This is a genomic window from Marinobacter sp. THAF197a (assembly GCF_009363275.1).
Lineage (GTDB): Bacteria > Pseudomonadota > Gammaproteobacteria > Pseudomonadales > Oleiphilaceae > Marinobacter.
Genome location: NZ_CP045324.1, coordinates 1,985,994 through 2,003,711, shown reverse-complemented (window position 1 = coordinate 2,003,711; position 17,718 = coordinate 1,985,994). Strand labels below are relative to the sequence as shown.

Here is a 17,718-nt window from a genome sequence, read left to right as displayed (position 1 = left end):
TCAATGAACGATATGGCTGACAACAACAATAACAGCAGCAAGAAAAAGCCCGGTTCGCCGGGCGTTCTGAAAATCATGCAAAGTATCCTCGCCGGCGCTTTGGGGGTGCAGTCTGAAAAACGCCGACAAGAGGATTTCGCCAGCCACAGCCCGGTGCCCTATATCATTGCCGGGCTGCTGTTTGGCGCTGCGTTTGTGGGCGGGCTGATACTGGTGGTAAAGGTGGTGCTGGCAGGCCAGTAGTGCTACTGGCCGGCAACCCACGCCACTGCAAAGGCAACAGCCAGCAACACCAGTAACACGGCTGCAACGGCATCGGCCTGGCTATCTGAATCCGCTGTCTTTTTCATAGCTTACTCCTCGGTTATCCAGTCTTGTTGTTGTTTCAGTACCCGGCTCTTATTAAAGCAGGAAATTGATATTCGTCCAGTCCTGCCCGTCGCAGCTGATTTTGCTGCTTATCACCTGAATCGATAATGATATTTTGAAATAATCATTTTAAGAATAAAAACCCAGTGATATCCTCCGCTTCAGGAATAAGGCCCAATGTCATTTTGGCGCCATTCAACAACCGCATTTCAGAAGTTACCAGGCAGGACGTTACCCTATGTACGTTTATGATGAGCACGACCGGCAAATCGCCGCGGAACGTGTCGCACAGTTTCGGGACCAAACCGAGCGGGCCCTGGCGGGCGAGCTGGCGGAAGAAGAGTTTCTTCCACTTCGTCTGCAGAACGGTCTCTACGTTCAGCGTCTTGCACCCATGCTGCGTATCTGTGTGCCCTATGGCATGCTCCGTTCAGACCAGATTCGCCGCCTGGCCCGCATCACCCGTGATTACGACAAGGGTTATGCGCATTTTACAACCCGTACCAACATCCAGCTGAACTGGCCAAATCTGGAAGACGTTCCGGATATCCTGGCCGAACTGGCCGAAGTGGAAATGCATGCCAACCAGACCAGCGGTAACTGCATCCGTAACACCACCACAGACCAGTTCTCCGGTGTTCAGGCCGATGAAATCGCCGACCCTCGCCCTTACTGCGAGATTATCCGGCAATGGTCTACCTTCCACCCGGAGTTTGCTTTCCTGCCCCGCAAATTCAAGGTGGCGGTAAATGCCTCCGAGAAGACAGACCGGGCGGCCATTCAGGTGCACGACATCGGCCTGCAACTGGTCCGGAATGATCAGGGTGAGCTGGGCTTCCGCGTACACGTCGGTGGCGGCCTGGGCCGCACGCCCATGGTGGGCCCAGTTATTCGGGAATTCCTGCCGGAACTCGACCTTCTGACTTACCTGGAGGCGGTCCTGCGGGTCTATAACCGTTACGGCCGGCGCGACAACAAGTTCAAGGCACGCATCAAGATTCTGGTAAAGGCACTGACCCCGAAAGGTTTCGCCGAGAAAGTCGAAGCTGAATGGGCACACATCAAAGACTCCCCGACTCGCCTGACCCCGGAAGCGATCCGCAAATTCCAGGGCTATTTCACCGAGCCTGACTACGAGACACTGGAAAACGCCACTGCCCTGCTGAGTGAGCAACGGTTTGAGAACCGCGAGTTCGATAAGTGGCTGACTCACAACGTCAGCGAGCACAAGAAGCCCGGCTACGCCAGTGTCACCCTGACCCTGAAAAAAACCGGGACCCCGCCGGGTGACGTGACCGATTATCAGCTTGAGCAGATTGCTGACCTGGCAGACCAGTTCAGCTTTGGTGAGGCCCGCGCGACACACGAGCAGAATGTGGTTCTGGCCGATGTTCGCCAGGATCAGCTGCTCGAGCTCTGGCAGCGCCTCGTACCCCTGGGCTTTGCCACTGCCAACCTGAACACGCTGACCGACGTCATCTGCTGCCCGGGCGGCGATTTCTGCGCCCTGGCCAACGCCAAGTCGATTCCCGTTGCAGAGGCTATCCAGCGTCGCTTTGATGATCTGGACTACCTGTACGACCTCGGCCCCATCGACCTCAACATCTCCGGCTGCATGAATGCCTGTGGCCACCACCACGTTGGAAACATTGGCGTGCTGGGCGTTGACAAGAAAGGCGAAGAGTTCTATCAGATCAGTCTCGGTGGCGATTCCCATCATGACGCTGCCATTGGCAAGATCCTGGGGCCCTCGTTTGCAAGGGACCAGATGCCCGAAGTGATCGCCAAGATCATTGATGTATATGTCGACAAGCGGAGCGAGGAAGAAACCTTCCTGGATACCTATCGCCGTGTTGGTATTGAACCATTCAAGGAGCGGGTCTATGCCTGATGTAATCGCTGCTGACGGCAGCATCCGTAACGACAGCTGGGTGGTCGTAGAGCGCCCTGCCGAGGGTGAATCCCTCAATGTAGCCGCAGGCCAGCCTGCGCTGATTCCCGCGGATCTGTGGCTTGCAGGCTACGAGCACTATGCAGGTCGGGATGATATCGGAGTCTGGTTCGACAGCCATGACGAGCCCGAAATGCTCGGGGACAAGGTTAAGGAACTACCGTTGATTGCGGTGAACTTTCCACGCTTTGTGGATGGCCGAGGCTACAGTATTGCCCGCCTGCTGCGGGAAAGGTTTGGCTACCAGGGAGAGCTGAGAGCCATCGGAGATGTACTTCTGGACCAGTTGCAGTTCATGAAACGGTGCGGCTTCGATTCCTACGTACTGCGGGCCGACAAGGACATCAGCAAGGCAGCTCGCTGCCTGAACTTCTTCAGTCAGGCCTACCAGGCCGCCACTGATACCGACCAGCCCCTGTTCCGTCGCAGGGCGTCCTGAGCAATCACGGGTGGGCGCAGAGCGTTAAACTCTCTGCGCCCCGCCCTGACCTACTGAATCTTCTGATTACGGAAAGCACTGAGCACCCGCCAAACGGTATGCTCAAGCGCCGCACTGGTGGCCAGGCCAAGCCGTTCCGGCAGGGTTCTCTTACGCTGGAATGACACCGAGACCACCTCACCCCGATCGCAGGCCTCTATCAGGTATTCATCCGACGTCTTGATATCGTCAATGAGCTTGACCTCAAGGGCACGCTTGCCGAACCAGATGTCGCCATTGGCCACCGCCTGGATATCCAGCGCAGGGCGCCTCTCACTGACGTATTCCTTGAACAGGCCGTGGGTATCTTCAAGGTCCGCAAGAAATTTCTGCCGGCCCTTTTCGGTGTTCTCTCCAAACACGGTCAGCGTGCGCTTGTGCTCACCGGCGGTCAGCACTTCAAAATCCACATCGTTCTTCTGAAGGAAACGATGGAAGTTCGGTAGCTGGGCAACCACACCAATCGAACCCAGGACTGCAAAGGGCGATGCAATGATCTTGTCGGCAACGCAAGCCATCATGTAACCACCGCTGGCCGCCACCTTGTCTACGCAGGCCGTCAGGGGAACCCCTTTACTGCGAATCCGATCAAGCTGTGCGGCTGCCAGACCATAGGCGTGCACGAGGCCGCCACCGCTTTCCAGGCGAACCACCACCTCGTCTGTCTCCGGGTTGGCGACACTGAGCACCGCAGAGACCGACCGCCTGAGCGTGTCGGTATCGCTGGCCTTGATGTCGCCATCGAAGTCGATGACATAGATGCGTGGTTTGGAGGCCTTTTCTTCCTCAGCGGTTTTATCCTGTTTGGCCGATTTTTTCTCGGCTTTCTCTTCCTTTTTCTTTTGTTTCTGCCACGCCTTGTGTTCGGCGTCTGACATCAACCGGGACTGGATGGATTCTTTCAGTTTCCGGTACTGGTCGTTCAGTTTGCGAATTTTGAGCTCGCCCTCTCCTTCATGATCACTCCGGTCCCGCTGGGTGGCGGAGAAAATCACCGAGGCCAGAATGATGGCGGCCACCACGAAGGTCACCACTTTAGCGAGGAAAAGTCCGTATTCGGTCAGAAATTCCAAAATGCAGTCTCCAGACGTCGTTGCAAAGCCATGAGTGTACCCCCTCACAGGGGGCGTGATAAGTCCAAAAGAAAATTAAAACAAGCGTTCGATCAAGCTTGACACAACCGTGTTCTAACCATAAAGTCGGATGGCGAGGTCGGCGCTACCCGGGCTATCAAACAGGCTTCTGAGGCCAGGGATTCCAAGCCGTCACCATGACAAGACAACCACTCAAAAGGGTAAAACAATGTCTGTAGCTCAGGTATTTGAAAAACTCGAACAGAATTTCAACGCAGACGCGGCACAAGGCCTGGATCTGGTGTTCCAGTTCGACATCGAAGATGACAAAACCTACCACCTGGTGATCAACGACGGCACTTGCAAGCTGCACGAAGGCGCGAACGACGATCCTTCCGTTACCCTGATCATGAACTCCGACACCCTGCAGGGAATCGTTTCCGGCGAGACCGACGGCATGCAGGCATTCATGGCTGGTCAGCTGCGCGCCGAAGGCGACATGATGCTGGCAACCAAGCTGGGTGAACTGTTCAACATGGGCTAAGCCCCGCTTAACAGACCAAAAAAACCTGCGCAAGTCGCAGGTTTTTTTATGGCCCTTCAACGACACCGAAGCTGTTATTACAGCCCGACGTCGCCCAACGACGATTCCGCCAGTTTCAGCAGGTCGCTGTTGCTCTCTTCGCGGCGGCCAATGCTTTCAATGTAGTACTCCAGCGACGTAAGCGCGTCCGCCAGCGCTTCAAGCACCTGAGGTGCCGGCGCTTCCCTCGCATCCAGTAGCTGCTCCTGAATGGATGCCGCTACCCGCGCAATGACACTGGCAGCGTGGGGGTCGTTCACCATCTGCAAACCACCCCAGATACTGCGCAGGGTGCCCGGCAGGTTGGCCAGGTGCAACTTGTCGTAGTCGGATTCGATAAACGCGGTAATGGCACGCTTGGCCAAGGTCAGGGCGCTACGCGCCTCGTCTGCAACCACCCAGATGGCTTCCTGCAGGTAGACAGACTCGTCCCGCTTGCGTTCACTGCCTGCCAACGCATCGGTCTCCGAGGTAATACCTCGAATGACGATCTGCATGACGGCATCCTCCACCCCCAGCACCGAATCGGCCAGGCGATAGAGTTCGTCCTCTGCCGGCAGGCGCTTCTCCTCCTCCCACTGACGGAGTTTCGTCGCTTCCTCACGGGCAATACCGGCCAGGCGATTGAGATCGAGCATCACCAGGGTGTTCGCCAGGCGCTCGAGGGCGTCAGCGATGGACGCCAGCTCGGCCAGGTCCGGCTCAATACCCCGTTCGATGATGTCCAGCTTATCCTTCAGTTGGTTGAGCTCTTCCTGCAGCGCTTCCGACAAGGATTTCAGTACATCCGAACCCGGGCCGTACAGCCGGCGCGAATGGGCTTCAAGGATAGCATCGGGAAACTCAGAGGGCGCCAGCCGGTAGGCGGAAAGAACGCTCGCAACCTCAGGGTTAGCGGACCCGCTGCGGTACAAAAGGTAGACAAGGTCTTTGATGACCGAGTCAGGGGCATCTTTGGTGGTGGCCACTTTGCCAACGTACACCACTTCGCGGGCATACTTCTCTATTCGCATAAGCAGACGTTTGCGGGCCTTATTGAAGCCCATGGCCCGGTCCAGCATGGTGTCTGCAACCACAGACAGCAAACACCACATCTGTCCCATTGGCGCGCCCCGACAAAGCCTGGCAAAGCCACGGGAAGCTCTGGCAACCAGCTTTTTGCTGACTACCTCATTACGCTCACGAAGAATGCCAAGCAGAGCGACCTGTAGGGTCAGGCGCATACGCCTGGCGAGAATTTCGTATTCGGCATCGCCGCCTTCAAGCGGCTGAAGCGAGAGCCCGGAGCAGAAATCCGGACGCTCTTTCACATCCACATCAAAGAAACAGGATTCGGGATAGGGTTTCTCGCGCCGCGCCTCGCGCAGATCATTGATCACCGGCAGCAGCAGTTCCGGATGGTCCTCCCGTTGCTGGTGGTAATATTCAACGTAGCGACGCAAGATAAACAGGGCGCTGTTGAGGGTCGTCAGCAGAATGTTCTTGTCGTCATTGGCGCCAACGGGCACATCGTTGGCCAGGTTCACTGCCTCCTGACACAGCAGGGTTCCACCACGCAATTCCACCAGAATGAAGATGCCCCGCAACTGATTGAGATAATCAACACAGTTCTGCAGGTCTTCCCCACTCTCACGATTTTCCTGAAAGCGCTCAAGGCTGGATTCTGCCTGTTTGATGGTCTGTTCGATTTCGCTTTTGACCAAATCAAACGACTGCGATTTCGTCGCCAGAGACGATTGAACCATAAACGCTTCCTGTTACTTTGCGGAGACTACCGCATCCTGTTCGTGAACTAATGCCGGGGACATGGGGCCGGCGTTTGTTATTGGGCCATGCACCCTGCCGGCCAACATTCAGCTCGCAGAAAACTGGCGAACTTATCATTACTTATAACATAAAACTCAAGTACCTCAAGAAAGGCGGAATGTAACAAATGGTACACCCTGACGTGGTTCTCATTCCGATTGCTGCAATTTGCTCCAGACGGTGTGGCCGGCCTGCTTTTCCATCATCGCCAGAAATTCTTCGTGGGCCGAGGCCTCGGCTCCGTCAGCACGGATCACAGCCAAAGCCGGTCGGCTGCCAGTCAGGCGGCGGATGCCACCGGCAGTTCCATGATCGCCTGACCCGGCATCCAGGGATAACGCTGTTTGCCCGCCGGTCATCAACAGATAAACGTCAGCCAGAATCTCCGCATCCAGCAACGCGCCGTGCAGTTCCCGGTTACTGTTATCTACTCCGTAGCGTTTGCACAGAGCATCCAGGTTGTTCTTCTGACCCGGATGCTTGGCCCGGGCGATGGCCAGCGAGTCGACGATGCCGCAGTGGTCAGCGGTTTTCCGGACCGGCTTGAGGCGCGCAAACTCGGCGTCCATGAAGCCGACGTCAAAAGCCGCGTTATGTATAACCAGCTCCGCACCCTTGATAAACTCAAAAAATTCATCGGCAATTTCGGCGAACCTGGGTTTGTCGGCCAGAAACTCATTGGTGATGCCGTGAACGGTGATAGCTTCGGCCTCAACCTCCCGTTCTGGATTGATGTAGACGTGGTAATTACGGCCCGTCAGCTCACGCTCAATGACTTCAACGCAGCCAATCTCGATAATGCGGTGGCCGTCGTTCGGGTCGATACCCGTGGTTTCGGTATCCAGTACGATCTGTCTCATGTCTCTGTGCTCTCTGTTTCCGTCGTCGCCCACGCCACAGGCCGCGTCAGGCGCTGGTCAGTTCGTCAACGCCACGGTTGGCCAGTTCATCCGCAAGCTCGTTGTCGGGGTTACCGGAATGGCCCTTGACCCAGTGCCAGTTCACCTTATGTCGTGCCGTTTCGGTGTCCAACTCTTGCCATAAGTCGGCGTTCTTGACTGGCTTCTTCGCCGAATTCTTCCAGCCGTTTCGCTTCCAGCCCGCCATCCATTCCGTGATGCCCTTGCGGACATACTGGGAGTCTGTATACAGCTCAACCTCACATGCACGGTTCAGGGCCCTCAAACCGCGAATAGCGGCCATAAGCTCCATACGGTTGTTCGTGGTCTGGCGCTCACCACCATGCAGGGTCTTGCAGGCATCTCCGTATCGCAAAACCACACCCCACCCACCGGGACCAGGATTGCCTTTACAGGCACCATCGGTGTACATCACCACCTTGCCAGCCATTTACTCTCCCAATTATTCATTGATTCTCTGTCGCGCCAGCACTCTGGTTTGAACACCCCCGCGAGGCGCCCACGGTGCCGGGCATTGAAATCACCTTGCTCTTGCGCCAGGGCGCCCGCCTGCGGATGGGGGCGTAAACGCGCTTGCGGGCAAGGATACAGTAATATGCGCCTACCGGCAGGAAATGACCGTTCTCATTCAGGGTACGGTGATTCCTGGTGGAGTAGCCTTCCTTTCTCTGAACCGGCAGGGTGCAGAAATGGGTGCAGGAAGTCTCAAGCTCAAAGCCGAGTAGCCGGAGCCAATCCTCCATCCGTGATCGCATCAGGAAGCGTCCTCCCCAAGGCCCCTGATGGTGCCTTGAAAGGAAACGCCTGACACCCCAAAGGCTCAGTGGATTGAATCCAATCAGAGCAATTCGCCCCTCGCCCCTCAGCACCCGGGCCGATTCCCGTAATACCTCGTGGGGATCCGGGGAGAAATCGGCTGTGTGATGCAGTATCACCAGATCCATGGAGTCCCCTGGAAACGGCAGCTCGTCAGCATCACACACTGCTACGCCGTCCGGCATCTGCGGGTGCCAGCCAGGCGTGGTTATGATTTTCTGGACGAAATCAGCGCCACTGGCAAGCGGCAGCCTGTGGCTTAGCCCCACCTGCAGTTGCCGCGCCCCGGCCAGGTCTTCGAATGCATGATCAAGCACACGGCGCTGGCTGGCCAGCAACGATCTGCCTAGCGGAGTCTGGAACCAGCGTTCGAAACTCTCATGCCTTTGCGAATAGTCCACCGCCCCTGTGGCGCCCAATCTGAATCTCTGCATTAACCGGATTCCCCTGCACCGCCTTTTGTTCCCGGCTCACGAACGACCCTTGGGATAGAAACGGCGTTGCACTATCATAACAGCCACATCCAATCAGCACATGGGGTCATTCATGTTCGATATCCAGGCCATTCCTGCGTTCTCCGACAACTATATCTGGTGCCTCTGCGACCGGTCATCCGGCAAAGCGCTGGTGGTAGACCCTGGGCAGGCCAAGCCGGTGGAAGACTACCTGGAAAGTCAGCAGCTGGTTCTGGATACCATACTGGTCACCCACCACCACCCCGACCACACCGGCGGCATCGCCAGCCTGGCAAAGACCTTTCCGGATGTTCGCATAACGGGCCCGGAGGATTCGCCCTTCAAGGGCACCACCAACTCGATCCATCCCGGTGACGAAGTGGTCTGGCAAGGCCTGACCTTCGAGGTCATGGCAGTACCGGGCCACACTCTCGACCATGTTGCCTACTACTCGGAAACTGAAATTAATGATCGCCCTGTGCTGTTCTGCGGCGACACGCTCTTCGTTTGCGGCTGCGGGAGGCTGTTCGAGGGCAAACCCGAGCAGATGCGACAGTCCCTGGAGTCGTTGCGCGCCCTGCCCGATCAGACCGGGGTTTACTGTGCCCACGAATACACCCTGGCCAATCTCCGGTTTGCCCGCAGCTGGTTGCCAGACGACAAGGCCCTCGAGCAGTTTGAGCAGGACTGTCAGGCCATGAGAGACCGTGGCGAGCCAACCGTACCCTCCAGTATTGGTGCAGAAAAAACCCTGAACCCGTTTATGCGCTGGGACCAGCCGGAAGTGATCGAAAGCGCCCGGCAATATGCTGCAAGGCAGGGTTTGCCATGCGATACGGCGGATGCCGTGTTCGCGGCCATCCGGCACGGCAAGGACCATTTCTGAGCCGTTGTTGATTGAGTTCTTAACATTTCTTCTCACAGCCGTAACATCAGCCTTATTGACCCCCGGAAAAGGGCTCCCATAGAATCCAAGCCTGTTTGTTACCGTAACTCATTAATGTGCCGGGTTTCTGTCCACACCCGGCCAATATCCGGAAGCTGTGTCTATGTCGGTGAAACGATTGTCTTATGTGCTGTTTGCCAGCACCCTCCTCTCAGGCTGTAGCACCAGCCAGGTTCTGGAAAACTGGCACACACCGTCAGCCTGGTTTGGTGAAGACAACAACACCGCGGACACCAACCCCCTGGATTCCGATGAAGTCGTGGTTGCACAGGGAGACGAAGGCCTGAAGAGGTCGGTAGCCTCTGGAAACGGTGACGGCGCTGCCGAAGCCCCGCTGGACGACGCCATCGCCCCCGAACTGCGCAAGCAAGCCAGGGAAGCGCGGGAAAAACTGGATAACCCCCGCGACGGTCAGGACGTTGCCGCATCCGAGTCGGATTTGTGGGATCGACTCCGGGCAGGCTTCCAGATGGACCACTCCGTCGACAATGCCCGGGTTCAGGCACAGCTGGACTGGTATGCCCGACACCCCCGCTATATCGACCGGGTTGTTGAACGCGGCTCCCGATACCTGTACCACATCCTCGAAGAAACCGAAAAGCGGGGGCTACCCAACGAACTCGCACTGCTACCCATTGTTGAAAGTGCCTTTGACCCCTTCGCCTATTCACACGGGCGGGCTGCGGGCTTGTGGCAATTCATCCCGTCAACCGGCAAGTATTTCGGGTTGACTCAAAGCTGGTGGCACGATGACCGCCGGGACGTGATTGCGGCCACCGATGCAGCCCTTACTTACCTTGACCGCCTGGCCAACCGCTTTGACGGCGACTATACCCTGGCGCTGGCAGCCTACAACGCGGGTGGCGGTACGGTATCCAGCTCTATGCGCCGTAATCGCAACGCCGGTAAGTCCACCGACTACTGGTCGCTCAGCCTGCCCACCGAGACCCGGCACTACGTACCCAAACTGATCGCGCTGGCAAAGATCTTTGACGACCCTCAAGCCTATGGCATTGAACTGCCGGCCCTGAAGAACGAGCCATTTTTCGAGGTCGTCGACACCGGCTCTCAGCTCGACCTCGCCCAGGCGGCCGAACTTGCCGGTATCGAAATCAACGAAATCTATCTGCTGAACCCCTCTTACAATCGCTGGGCCACCAACCCGGATGGGCCTCATCGGTTGCTGGTTCCGGTTGAGAAAGCCGAGGGCTTCCGTACAGCGCTTGCCGATTTCCCGACCGAGCAGCGGGTGTCCTGGCAGAATTACCGGGTGCAGAAAGGCGATAGCCTGAACACCATCGCCCGAAAGTTTTCGACAACACCTTCCGTCATCCAGCAGGTTAACAAGCTGAACAGCGATCTCATCCGCATCGGCCAGCAGCTGCTGATTCCCTCGGCCACCAAGGGTTCGGAGACCTATGCGCTGAGCCAGAGCCAGCGCCTGCAACGCACCCAGGAGCGGCAACGGGATGGCAACAAGGTTAACTACACGGTCCGCCGTGGCGATACCTTCTGGGACATTGCCCGGGAACACCGGGTTTCGGTACGGGAAGTGGCGGCCTGGAACGGGATGGCGCCGGGCGACCCACTGATCCCGGGCAAACAACTGGTGATCTGGTCTAAAACCGCACAACCCACCAAGAATGTTGCCAGTAGCCAGCGGGACAGCGCCATGGTTCGCAAGGTGGGATATCGTGTGCGCCAGGGTGACTCGCTGTCTGCCATTGCAAGCCGCTTCTCGGTGAATGTGCGGGATATCGCATCATGGAACGATCTTAATACCAACCGTTATCTGCAACCCGGCCAAAGTCTGGTACTCTACGTGGACATAAGAAACAGCCCATAACGTGCGAGAACCATGACAAAAACACGGAAAGCACCTCATCTGATCCTGTCTGGACTGATCACATCCCTGGCCTTGATGGCCACTCCACTTTTTTCCGCTGCTGACGATCACCATGAAAACGGGCCAGCGCCCGTTCATGGGATCGCCATGCATGGTGAGTTGAAATACCCGGAAGGCTTCAGCCACTTCGATTACGTTAATCCCGAGGCGCCCAAAGGCGGCACTCTGAAGCTGTCCGTGGTATCCAACGGGTTCGACAGCTTCAACCCGTTTGTGATTCGCGGCGTAGCAGCTGCCGGCGTCAGCACTTACGTCTATGACACACTGATGGAATCGTCTTCTGACGAGCCATTCTCCGAGTATGGGTTGATTGCCGAGAGCGTTGAGTTTCCCGAAGACCGCCGGTACGTCATATTCAATTTGCGGGAAGAAGCGAGATTCCAGGACGGCACCCCGATCACCGCCAAAGACGTCGAATTCTCGCACCGTATCCTGACCACTGAAGGGCACCCCTTCTACCGCAACTACTACGCGGATGTGCGCAAGGTTACCATCGAGAACAGTCATCGTATCCGATTCGATTTCGGCGAAACCGATAACCGTGAGCTGCCTCTGATCCTGGGGCAAATGCCTATTCTCCCGGCCCATTACTGGGAAGAGCGGGAGTTTGGTCGAAACGGTCTGGACATTCCGGTGGGCAGTGGGCCCTACCGCATTGGTTCGTTTGATGCTGGGCGCTCTGTTACCTATGAGCTGATTGAAGACTACTGGGCAAAAGACCTGCCCGTACGTGTAGGACGTTTCAATTTCCAGCGCATCCAGTACGAATACTACAACGATGACACGGTAGCGCTGGAAGCCTTCAAAGCAGGCAACTTCGACTTCCGCCAGGAAACCTCCGCAAAGAACTGGGCAACCGCCTACACCGGCCGGCGTTTCGAAGATGGCCGAATCGTTCGCGAGGCCATCCCTCATCAACGCCCAAGCGGTATGCAGGGTTTTGTCTTCAACACCCGAAAGCCGGTATTCCGTGACCCGAAGGTCCGCCAGGCCCTGGCCTACGGCTTTGACTTCCAGTGGGCTAACCGTAACCTGTTTTTTGATCAGTACACCCGGACCAACAGTTATTTTGAAAACAGTGAACTGGCCTCATCCGGCCTACCTGAAGGCCCTGAACTGGACATCCTGGAGCGCTTCCGCGATCAGCTTAACCCGGAGGTATTTACCCGCGAGTACACCCCGCCGGACACCAGCGACAGCCGGTCCATGCGTGACAATCTGCGGGCGGCAATGGAACTGCTGAACGAGGCCGGCTACAGCATCCGAGGCGGCAAAATGGTGCACGAGGAAACCGGCAAGCAACTGAGCTTTGAAGTACTGCTGTTCCAGAAGAGTTTTGAGCGGGTGGTACTACCCTTTACCCGCAACCTGGAACGTCTGGGCATAGACGTCACCGTGCGGCTCGTTGACAGCAACCAGTACATTCAACGGGTGCGCAGCTTTGACTTCGACATGATCACCCAGGTGCTGCCGCAATCAGACTCCCCGGGTAATGAGCAACGGGAATACTGGCACTCCAGTACCGCAGAGGTATCCGGGTCCCGGAACTTCATGGGCGTTAATGATCCCGTGGTAGACCAACTGGTCGACATGGTCATCCAGGCGCCGGACCGGGAACAGCTGGTACACCGTGTGCGGGCGCTCGACCGGGTGCTTCTGCACAGCCACTATGTGATTCCGCACTGGCACCTGACCAAAGACCGGGTAGCCTACTGGAACCATCTACAGCGACCTGAGGTCACACCGAAAAATGGTATCGACCTGAACAACTGGTGGATCAACCGCTGATCCATCGACTGTCACCAACGCTGTAACGAAAGGATTCCTCCCCTAAATGGGCATCTACATTCTCCGGCGGCTAGCACTGATCATCCCCACGCTGGTGGGGATTATGCTACTCAATTTCATCATTGTGCAGGCCGCACCGGGCGGCCCGGTTGACCAGCTTATTGCCCAGATGGAAGGCCACGGCAGCAGTGCCCTGGCACGGGCGGGCGGTGGAGATACCGGTGGTGAAGTCGTCACCAGCTCCGGCGACAGCCGGGGTTCCCGGGGCCTGCCACCGGAATTGCTGAAAGAAATCGAGGTGATGTACGGTTTCGACAAGCCCGCCCATGAGCGCTTCCTGAAAATGCTCAAGGATTACGCCACCTTCAATTTCGGCGAATCCTTTTTCCGGGACCGTACCGTCGTTGAGCTGATCATCGACAAGATGCCGGTTTCCATTTCCCTGGGGCTCTGGTCCACACTGATCATTTACCTGATTTCCATCCCCCTGGGCATTCGCAAAGCCGTGTCTGACGGCTCCCGATTCGATGTCTGGACAAGCTCTGCCATCGTGGTGGGCTATGCCATTCCCGGCTTCCTGTTTGCCATTCTGTTGATCGTGTTGTTTGCCGGCGGCAGCTATTTCGACTGGTTCCCCCTCCGGGGCCTGACCTCTCCGAATTTCGATGAGCTCAACTGGTACCAGAAGATTGCCGATTACTTCTGGCACCTGGCCTTGCCGGTGACCGCCAATGTGATTGGCGGCTTTGCCACCCTCACCCTGCTGACCAAGAACTCATTCCTGGATGAGATCGGCAAACAATACGTGGTGACGGCCCGGGCCAAGGGTCTGGAAGAGAAACAAGTGCTGTATGGCCACGTGTTCCGCAACGCCATGCTGATTGTGATCGCCAGCATGCCGGGTGTTCTGGTGTCCCTGTTCTTTACCGGGTCCTTGCTGATAGAGGTGATTTTTTCCCTGGACGGCCTAGGCCTGCTGGGCTTTGAAGCGGCCCTGAACCGGGATTACCCGGTGATTTTCGGCACTCTCTACATCTTCACGCTGATGGGTTTGATTCTGAAACTGATCAGCGACATCACCTATGTGCTGGTAGACCCGCGCATCGATTTTGAAAGCCGGGAGGGTGCGTAACCATGCCCCGACTGACGCCCATACAGCAGCGCCGGCTGCGGAATTTCAGGAATAATCGCCGTGGTTTCTGGTCACTGTGGCTTTTCCTGGCCCTGTTCGGTCTTTCCCTGGTGGCAGAGCTAATCGCCAACGACAAGCCACTGGTGGTCTCCTATCAGGGCGATGTCTATTTCCCGGTAGTCCAGATGGTGCCCGAGGAAACATTTGGCGGCTTTCTGCCCACAGAAACCGACTACCGGGATCGCTTCATCCGGGACGAAATAGAGGCCAACGGCTGGATCCTCTGGCCGCCGTTCAAATTCAGCTACAACACCATCAACTATGAACTGAGCGTACCCTCGCCCGCACCACCCAGCGCCGAACACTGGCTGGGTACAGACGACCAGGGCCGGGACGTGGCTGCCCGGGTCATCTACGGCTTCCGGATTTCCGTGGTTTTTGGTCTGACCTTGACCATCGCCAGCTGCATTGTGGGCGTGATCGTCGGCGCCATTCAGGGCTTTTACGGAGGCAAGGTGGACCTGTTCGGCCAGCGCTTTATCGAGATCTGGTCGGGCCTGCCAATGCTGTATCTGCTGATTATCCTCTCTGCCATTGTCCAGCCCAACTTCTGGTGGTTGCTGGGCATTATGTTGCTGTTCAGCTGGATGGGGCTGGTGGATGTCGTTCGTGCTGAATTCCTGCGGGCGAGAAACTTCGAATACGTTAAAGCGGCTCGGGCGCTCGGGTTGGGTAACCGGCACATCATGTTCCGGCACATTCTGCCGAACGCCATGGTGGCCACCCTCACCTTTCTGCCGTTTATCCTGACTGGCGCCATTACCGGGCTAACCTCGCTGGATTTCCTGGGCTTTGGCCTGCCGTCCGGTTCTCCGTCCCTGGGGGAGCTGATCGCCCAGGGCAAGGCCAACCTTCATGCCCCCTGGCTGGGTATCTCTGCCTTTGTCTCCCTGTCGGTGATGCTGACGCTGCTGGTGTTTGTAGGCGAAGCCGTACGAGATGCCTTTGACCCGAGAAAGAACTGATATGAGTGAGCTCCTGACCATCTCGGACCTGTCCATCCGCTTTGATAACGGCCCGCTGGTCGTAGACAGCCTGTCGCTGCGAGTTGGTCTCGGCGAAACCCTGGCGCTGGTGGGCGAAAGCGGCTCTGGAAAATCGGTATCGGCCCTGTCTGTTCTCAGGTTACTGGATGCCCGGCATGCCCGTTATCCCTCTGGCAAGATTCTGTATCGTGGCGAAGATTTGCTGACGGCTGCGGATAGCCGGTTGCGACAAATCCGCGGCCGGGAAATCAGCATGATCTTCCAGGAGCCCATGACCTCGCTCAACCCCTTACACACGGTTGAAAAGCAGATCACCGAAACTCTGGAGCTACACAAGGGCATGCGTGGCCCCCAGGCCCGAAAGCGTTGTATTGAACTGCTCGACCTGGTGGGCATTCCCGAGCCAGAGCGGCGCCTGAACAGCTACCCACACCAGCTGTCCGGTGGCCAGAAACAGAGGATCATGATCGCCATGGCCCTGGCCAACGAACCGGATCTGCTAATCGCCGACGAACCCACCACGGCTCTGGATGTGACCGTACAGAAACAAGTACTGGAGTTGCTGGAATCGCTGAAACAGAAACTCGGCATGGCCATTCTGATGATCACCCACGACCTGAGCATTGTCCGCCGCTATGCGGATAGAGTGGTGGTTATGGAACAGGGTCAATGCGTTGAGGAAGCCGCCACCGAGCAACTGTTCACCGCGCCTGCGCACCCCTATACCCGGAAGCTCATTGATGCGGAACCACCAGAAAACCCTCTCCCACCGACTGATGGTGGTAGAACACTGATGGAAGTCACGGGGCTGAATGTTCAGTTCCCTATTCGCAAGAACCTGCTGGGCAAGGTCAAGGAGAGTTTCCACGCGGTTCAGAACGTGAGTTTTGCCCTGCAACCAGGCGAGACACTGGGTATTGTCGGTGAAAGCGGCAGTGGCAAAACCACCATCGGACATGCGCTACTGAAGTTAACCGCCAGCACCGGGAGTATCCGGTTGGCGGGAACCGAACTTGGGCCTCTGTCCCAGAAGCAGTTCCGACCCTGGCGCAAGCGGGTCCAGATTGTCTTTCAGGATCCTTTCGGTAGTCTGAGCCCCCGGATGTCGGTGGCTGAAATTGTCCGTGAAGGGCTAGAGATACACGACACCAACGATGCCGAGCAACACGACGCCAGAGTGATTCAGGCACTGAAGGATGTGGGGCTGGACCCAGACGCCAGGCACCGTTACCCCCACGAATTTTCCGGCGGGCAGCGACAACGCATTGCCATCGCCCGGGCACTGGTGTTGCAGCCGGAACTGATCATTCTCGATGAGCCTACCTCCGCCCTGGACCGGACCGTCCAGAAGCAAGTGATTGAGCTTTTACGGGAAATTCAGGCCAGATATAAGCTAAGCTACATCTTTATCAGTCATGATCTGGCTGTCGTTCGGGCACTCAGCCACAAATTGCTGGTGCTGAAGAACGGCCAGATAGTGGAGTACGGGGCCGCAGAGGCTATTTTCCGGGCACCGAAACAGGACTACACCCGGGAACTGCTGACCGCGGCTTTCTTTTATCAGCCTACGACCAATTGACCGTTACGCCCGCCGACGCATGTCGGGGATAATGCGCTGAAACCAAGGAACACAGGGAGCAGATACCCATGGGAATCCTCAGTGGCAAGAAAGCACTGATTGTTGGTGTAGCCAGCAAACATTCCATCGCCTACGGCATCGCCGAGGCATTCGCCCGTGAAGGCGCTGAACTGGCCTTCACTTACCAGAACGAAAAACTTCAGTCCCGGGTTGAGAAATTCGCGGATCAGTGGGGCAGTCAGCTGACGTTCCCCTGCGATGTGGCCAGTGACGAGCAGATTGACGCTGTGTTCACCGAGCTCAACAAACACTGGGATAACATCGACATCATTATTCACGCTGTTGGTTACGCGCCAGCGCATGAACTCGACGGTAACTATGTGGATGTGACCACCCGTGACGGTTTCCGTATCGCCCACGACATCAGCTCCTACAGCTTTGTCGCACTGGCCAAGGGCGCTCGCAAGATGATGCATGAGGGCAGCAGCCTGCTGACCTTGAGCTATCTCGGTGCGGAAAGGGTTCTGCAGAACTACAACGTCATGGGGCTTGCCAAGGCCTCACTGGAAGCCAACGTCCGCTACATGGCCGCCAGCCTTGGCCGGGAAGGTATTCGGGTAAACGGTATTTCCGCAGGCCCGATCAAGACGCTGGCTGCTTCCGGCATCAAGAGTTTCCGCCGAATGCTGGCCGAGAACGCCAAGCAGGCTCCCCTTCGCCGCAACGTCACCACTGAAGAAGTCGGTAACGCCGCAGCGTTCATGTCGTCCGATCTCGCCTCTGGTATTACTGGTGAGATTCTCTACGTGGATGGCGGCTTCAACATCACCGGGATGAGCGAACTGGAATCCTGATCGCAGTCCTGAGACA

16 protein-coding genes are annotated in these 17,718 nt (G+C 57.0%); 11 read left to right on the top strand and 5 right to left on the bottom strand.

What is annotated here, in order from left to right:
* Positions 1-3: 3 nt before the first annotated feature.
* The 3 genes from FIV08_RS09265 to FIV08_RS09255 all read left to right on the top strand — a co-directional run bounded on the left by FIV08_RS09265 (position 4) and on the right by FIV08_RS09255 (position 2,759).
* Positions 4-243: a DUF2970 domain-containing protein gene (locus tag FIV08_RS09265; protein ID WP_082780601.1), complete on the top strand. Its 240-nt coding sequence runs from the start codon at positions 4-6 to the stop codon at positions 241-243.
* A 364-nt stretch (positions 244-607) separates the two neighbouring features.
* Entirely contained in the window at positions 608-2,260 is a 1,653-nt protein-coding gene (locus FIV08_RS09260; protein ID WP_152438108.1) for a nitrite/sulfite reductase, read from the top strand.
* Complete coding sequence (locus FIV08_RS09255; RefSeq protein WP_152438107.1) at positions 2,253-2,759, top strand: DUF934 domain-containing protein; 507 nt, start codon at positions 2,253-2,255, stop codon at positions 2,757-2,759. The genes FIV08_RS09260 and FIV08_RS09255 overlap by 8 nt, the downstream gene beginning before the upstream one ends.
* A gap of 50 nt (positions 2,760-2,809) precedes the next feature.
* Here FIV08_RS09255 and sohB read toward each other — a convergent pair whose 3' ends face one another.
* The gene (gene sohB, locus FIV08_RS09250) at positions 2,810-3,871 is read right to left on the bottom strand and encodes a protease SohB (protein WP_106695716.1); all 1,062 of its coding nucleotides are present in this window, start codon (positions 3,869-3,871) and stop codon (positions 2,810-2,812) included.
* Between the two features lie 229 nt (positions 3,872-4,100).
* On the opposite strand from sohB, the gene FIV08_RS09245 reads away from it, so the two are divergent.
* The gene (locus FIV08_RS09245) at positions 4,101-4,415 is read left to right on the top strand and encodes an SCP2 sterol-binding domain-containing protein (protein ID WP_058089740.1); all 315 of its coding nucleotides are present in this window, start codon (positions 4,101-4,103) and stop codon (positions 4,413-4,415) included.
* Positions 4,416-4,492: 77 nt separating this feature from the next.
* On the opposite strand, the gene FIV08_RS09240 is transcribed toward FIV08_RS09245, so the two are convergent.
* From FIV08_RS09240 to FIV08_RS09225, 4 genes are all read right to left on the bottom strand, one after another.
* Positions 4,493-6,199 carry a chemotaxis protein gene (locus FIV08_RS09240; protein WP_152438106.1) on the bottom strand — a complete coding sequence of 569 codons (1,707 nt, stop codon included), beginning with the start codon at positions 6,197-6,199 and terminating at the stop codon, positions 4,493-4,495.
* A gap of 210 nt (positions 6,200-6,409) precedes the next feature.
* Positions 6,410-7,153 (bottom strand): DNA polymerase III subunit epsilon, encoded by a 744-nt coding sequence (gene dnaQ, locus FIV08_RS09235; protein WP_267313128.1) that lies wholly within the window; start codon positions 7,151-7,153, stop codon positions 6,410-6,412.
* 13 nt (positions 7,154-7,166) lie between these two features.
* Positions 7,167-7,610 carry a ribonuclease HI gene (rnhA, locus tag FIV08_RS09230; RefSeq protein WP_061332824.1) on the bottom strand — a complete coding sequence of 148 codons (444 nt, stop codon included), beginning with the start codon at positions 7,608-7,610 and terminating at the stop codon, positions 7,167-7,169.
* Between the two features lie 16 nt (positions 7,611-7,626).
* A complete protein-coding gene (locus FIV08_RS09225) occupies positions 7,627-8,430 on the bottom strand; it encodes a class I SAM-dependent methyltransferase (RefSeq protein ID WP_152438104.1) in 804 nt (267 codons plus the stop codon).
* Positions 8,431-8,542: 112 nt separating this feature from the next.
* On the opposite strand from FIV08_RS09225, the gene gloB reads away from it, so the two are divergent.
* From gloB to FIV08_RS09190, 7 genes are all read left to right on the top strand, one after another.
* Entirely contained in the window at positions 8,543-9,337 is a 795-nt protein-coding gene (gene gloB, locus FIV08_RS09220; protein WP_152438103.1) for a hydroxyacylglutathione hydrolase, read from the top strand.
* A gap of 163 nt (positions 9,338-9,500) precedes the next feature.
* A complete protein-coding gene (locus FIV08_RS09215; protein WP_152438102.1) occupies positions 9,501-11,243 on the top strand; it encodes a LysM peptidoglycan-binding domain-containing protein in 1,743 nt (580 codons plus the stop codon).
* Between the two features lie 12 nt (positions 11,244-11,255).
* Positions 11,256-13,091: an extracellular solute-binding protein gene (locus tag FIV08_RS09210; protein ID WP_152438101.1), complete on the top strand. Its 1,836-nt coding sequence runs from the start codon at positions 11,256-11,258 to the stop codon at positions 13,089-13,091.
* 46 nt (positions 13,092-13,137) lie between these two features.
* The gene (locus FIV08_RS09205; protein ID WP_138435570.1) at positions 13,138-14,223 is read left to right on the top strand and encodes a microcin C ABC transporter permease YejB; all 1,086 of its coding nucleotides are present in this window, start codon (positions 13,138-13,140) and stop codon (positions 14,221-14,223) included.
* Between the two features lie 2 nt (positions 14,224-14,225).
* Entirely contained in the window at positions 14,226-15,248 is a 1,023-nt protein-coding gene (locus FIV08_RS09200; protein ID WP_152438100.1) for an ABC transporter permease, read from the top strand.
* A gap of 1 nt (position 15,249) precedes the next feature.
* Positions 15,250-16,848 carry an ABC transporter ATP-binding protein gene (locus FIV08_RS09195; RefSeq protein WP_152438099.1) on the top strand — a complete coding sequence of 533 codons (1,599 nt, stop codon included), beginning with the start codon at positions 15,250-15,252 and terminating at the stop codon, positions 16,846-16,848.
* A 68-nt stretch (positions 16,849-16,916) separates the two neighbouring features.
* Positions 16,917-17,702, top strand: coding sequence for an enoyl-ACP reductase FabI (locus FIV08_RS09190; RefSeq protein WP_061331157.1), 786 nt, complete (start codon positions 16,917-16,919; stop codon positions 17,700-17,702).
* Positions 17,703-17,718 lie beyond the last annotated feature (16 nt).

Coding starts and splice junctions, on each gene's coding strand:
- FIV08_RS09265 (WP_082780601.1), top strand. CDS start 4: ATGAACGATATGGCTGACAACAACAATAACAGCAGCAAGAAAAAGCCC.
- FIV08_RS09260 (WP_152438108.1), top strand. CDS start 608: ATGTACGTTTATGATGAGCACGACCGGCAAATCGCCGCGGAACGTGTC.
- FIV08_RS09255 (WP_152438107.1), top strand. CDS start 2,253: ATGCCTGATGTAATCGCTGCTGACGGCAGCATCCGTAACGACAGCTGG.
- FIV08_RS09245 (WP_058089740.1), top strand. CDS start 4,101: ATGTCTGTAGCTCAGGTATTTGAAAAACTCGAACAGAATTTCAACGCA.
- FIV08_RS09240 (WP_152438106.1), bottom strand. CDS start 6,199: ATGGTTCAATCGTCTCTGGCGACGAAATCGCAGTCGTTTGATTTGGTC.
- rnhA (WP_061332824.1), bottom strand. CDS start 7,610: ATGGCTGGCAAGGTGGTGATGTACACCGATGGTGCCTGTAAAGGCAAT.
- FIV08_RS09225 (WP_152438104.1), bottom strand. CDS start 8,430: ATGCAGAGATTCAGATTGGGCGCCACAGGGGCGGTGGACTATTCGCAA.
- gloB (WP_152438103.1), top strand. CDS start 8,543: ATGTTCGATATCCAGGCCATTCCTGCGTTCTCCGACAACTATATCTGG.
- FIV08_RS09215 (WP_152438102.1), top strand. CDS start 9,501: ATGTCGGTGAAACGATTGTCTTATGTGCTGTTTGCCAGCACCCTCCTC.
- FIV08_RS09210 (WP_152438101.1), top strand. CDS start 11,256: ATGACAAAAACACGGAAAGCACCTCATCTGATCCTGTCTGGACTGATC.
- FIV08_RS09205 (WP_138435570.1), top strand. CDS start 13,138: ATGGGCATCTACATTCTCCGGCGGCTAGCACTGATCATCCCCACGCTG.
- FIV08_RS09200 (WP_152438100.1), top strand. CDS start 14,226: ATGCCCCGACTGACGCCCATACAGCAGCGCCGGCTGCGGAATTTCAGG.
- FIV08_RS09195 (WP_152438099.1), top strand. CDS start 15,250: ATGAGTGAGCTCCTGACCATCTCGGACCTGTCCATCCGCTTTGATAAC.
- FIV08_RS09190 (WP_061331157.1), top strand. CDS start 16,917: ATGGGAATCCTCAGTGGCAAGAAAGCACTGATTGTTGGTGTAGCCAGC.